A 3,217-nucleotide genomic window follows, 5' to 3' on the forward strand; every position below is an offset into this window, starting at 1 on the left:
ACGCCTCGGCGGCGGCCGGCTGCGGTGCCTCGGCGGCGGGCGGCTGCGGTGCCTCGGCGGCGGGCGGCTGTGGCGGCTCGGGCACGGGCGGCATGTCGGCAATACCGGGCGGCAGCGGTCGCTCAGTGTCGTATCCGGCGCCCGGCTCGTCCGCGAGGGGCGGGGGCGCGGCCTCACCGGGCGTTGTCGCCTCGTCCCGCAGGTACACCGACAGGTCGGGGATCGTGGCCCTCGGGTCGTCCGTGCGAGGTGCGGACTCGTCCGCCTCGGCGGGCGTACCGGTGTGCCCGGCCACGGAGACGTCCTCCCGGGACGCGGGCGCCGGACCGGCTGCCGGGGCGGCCGGATATCCGGTGCGGGCCGATGCCGAAGGTGCCTGACCTGCGGGGACGTCGAACGCCGGGGGATGGCCGGTGCCCTGCGGCGCGGGGGCGGGCGGCTGTGCGCCGCCGTCACCGTCCTGGCCGGGGGCGTCAGCGGGCTGGGGCTGCGCGAACGGCGGCCGTCCCTGGTCGCTCGGCTCGCCGCCGGTGACGAGGGGCTGCTCCGGCGCGTACGGCTCGCCGGACGTGTACGGGTTGGGCGGCAACGGGGCCTGTGCCTGCGTGCCCATCTCGCCGGTCGCGGAGAAACCGGGCTGCTCCGGAGTGCCTGCGCCGTCCCCCGGGTTCGGCTGCGCGGAGGCGGACGGCCCGTCCGCCGGAACGTACCCCTCGTTCAGAGGGGACGTCGGGTACGGAACGGCCGGGGGGGTGGGGTACGCGGCGGGAGCAACGCCCGGCACAGGCGCGGCGGGCTCGGAGTAAGCGGAGGGCACACCGCCGTCCGAAGACCCGGCGACGTCGAAGGGCGCGCCGGACGCCGACGACGCGGAAGCCTCAGAAGGCGCGCCGGTGTCGAAAGGCTCACCGGCCGCCAAGGGCGCGCCAGTAAAGGAGGATGCAGCGGCCTCGGACGCGACACCGCTGCCCGAAGACGCGCCGCTTGCCGACGTCGCACCGGAGTCAGCGGGCTGGCCGTGGTCATCGGCGGGCAGGCCCGGGCCGGACGGAGCGCCCGAGGCGGAAGACATGGTCGGCTCGGCGGACGTCCCAGAAGGCGCAGCCGCCTCGGACGGCATGCCGGAAGCGGAAGACGCCGCAGGAGAAGAAGGCACACCGAGGCCGGGCGGCGTACCGGGGCCGACCGGGACGCCGAGGTCGGACGCCGGGTCGGGCGAAGGAGCGCCGAGGTCGGACGCCGGGGAGGCGGGGGCGGGGGAGGAGGGAGAGGCGGAGGCCGCGGCGTGGTGGCCCGCGACGGGCGGGCGGGCGTCGCCCTGCGCGAGCTGCAGGACGAACCAGGCGGGCAGGCGGCCCTCGATCGGAAGCGAGACGCCGCCGACGGCGTGGGCCGGGACGTCCACGGCGAGCCACCAGTTGTGGTCCGGCCAGGACGCGGCGAGGACCGTGAAGCGCAGCCGGACGTAGTGCCGGTAGGACGGGCCGAGGCAGGCGCGCATCGCGCTGGGCGAGGTGTAGGCGAGGACGAACGTGCGGTCGTCCTCGACCTGGGTGGGCCACGCGGGCTGCCGCTCGTTGGCGAGGACGCCGTCGACGAGGTCGGGCGGGACGGGGACGACGAGCTCACTGTCCGCCAGGAGGCGGAAGTACCCCTCCTGGTCGCCGTTCCGTACCGCGTCCCCCAGTCGGCGTTCCAGCTCCGACGTGGGTCGCCAGCCGTCGGCCACGGTCGCCACCCCCTGTTTCATCCCGCCCAGGACCTTCCTCCGCCCGGACCCCGGCGCCGGGAGGCGGGCCCTGTTGGGCACCTTACGGACCTGCTTACGCTACATGGGCGAACAGAGCTAAAGCGCCCACTCGACCGGTCCACGGACGACCCTCGGCCAGTATGGCGCGGGGCGGTGACATTCCTACGCCCCGGCCGAACTCGCCGGGCCGGGCCGTGCTTCTCTGCCCCCCGAGAGGTAAGGGAGATCTAACTCCAAGGCAATTGCGGCCCGCATTCCCCGCGCCCGGCGAGCCCGCCCCTGAGCCCCCTTCACGGCACGGGCACGAACGCCGCCTCCGCCGACCGGCTCCTTCCGCCCGCGCGGTCAACGCCTCTTCACCCTCCCACCTCCGGACGCGTCCCGCCCGCAAACCAGTGAGCGACAGCGAGACGCGTTCCACACGCGAACCGGTGAGCGACGCCGAGACGCGTTCCGCCTGCGGCCTGGTGGCGACGCCGAGACGCCTCCCGCCTGCGATCCGGTGAGCGATCCCGAGACGCGCCCCGTCCGCGAGCTGCTGAGCGACGCCGGGGCGCGGGCGAGACGTTTCAGCAGTCGGTGGGACGAGGGCGGGCGGCGGCGAGAGCGGCGACGGCTTCGACGAGCCGGTCGATGTGGGCGTCGGTGGTGCCGAGTCCGAAGCTGGCGCGGACGGCCGACCCCGACCCGTCCGCGCACCCCTCCCCGCCGGACGCGCCCCCGTCGGACGCGCCCCCGTCGGCAGCGCCGAGCAGGTGCCGGACGAACGGGTGCGCGCAGAACTTCCCGTCCCGGACGCCGATCCCGTACCGGTCGGACAGGGCGAGCGCCAGGTCGCGCGCCTCCCAGCCGTCCACGACGAAGGACACGATGCCCACGCGCGGCGAGCGGTCCCCCCACAGGGTGAGTTCACGCACGCCCGGGATGCGCGCCAGGCCGGAGCGCAGCCGTCCGAGCAGCCGCTCCTCCCGCTCGACGAGCGGGGTCCAGCCCGTCGCGGTGAGCGTCTCGCAGGCGGCGGCGAGCGCCAGGACGCCGAGGACGTTCGGGGTGCCCGCCTCGTGCCGCGCCTCGGGGTCGGTGTGCCAGTGCGGACGGTCGCCGTGCTCCTCGACGGACGCGGTGGCCCCGCCGCCCTTGAGGTAGGGGTCGGCGGCGCGCAGCCAGTCGGACCGTCCGGCGAGGACGCCCGCGCCGAACGGCGCGTACAGCTTGTGCCCGGAGAACGCGACGTAGTCGAGGCCGAGCCCGGCCATGTCCAGCGGGCGGTGCGGGACGAGCTGCGCCGCGTCCACCGCGATGCGCGCGCCGTGCCGCCGGGCGACCGCCGCGAGCTCCGCCAGCGGCCACACCTCGCCGGTCACGTTGGACGCGGCGGTGACCACCAGCAGGCGCGGCCCGGCCGGGGACCCGGCGAGCGCGCGGTCGGCGGCGGCGACGGCCTCGACCGGCGAGGACGGCGCGGGC

The 3,217-nt window shown here is 76.3% G+C and carries 1 protein-coding gene and 1 pseudogene; both read right to left on the reverse strand.

The features are described from left to right. Positions 1 to 1,750: pseudogene (locus DZF91_RS06460) on the reverse strand (hypothetical protein); the annotation flags it as partial. 569 nt (positions 1,751 to 2,319) lie between these two features. Next, positions 2,320 to 3,217: aminotransferase class V-fold PLP-dependent enzyme (locus DZF91_RS06465; RefSeq protein ID WP_117356577.1), on the reverse strand; the 898-nt coding region annotated here is incomplete at its 5' end.

The organism is Actinomadura logoneensis, from assembly GCF_003428695.1.
GTDB classification, from domain to species: domain Bacteria; phylum Actinomycetota; class Actinomycetes; order Streptosporangiales; family Streptosporangiaceae; genus Spirillospora; species Spirillospora logoneensis.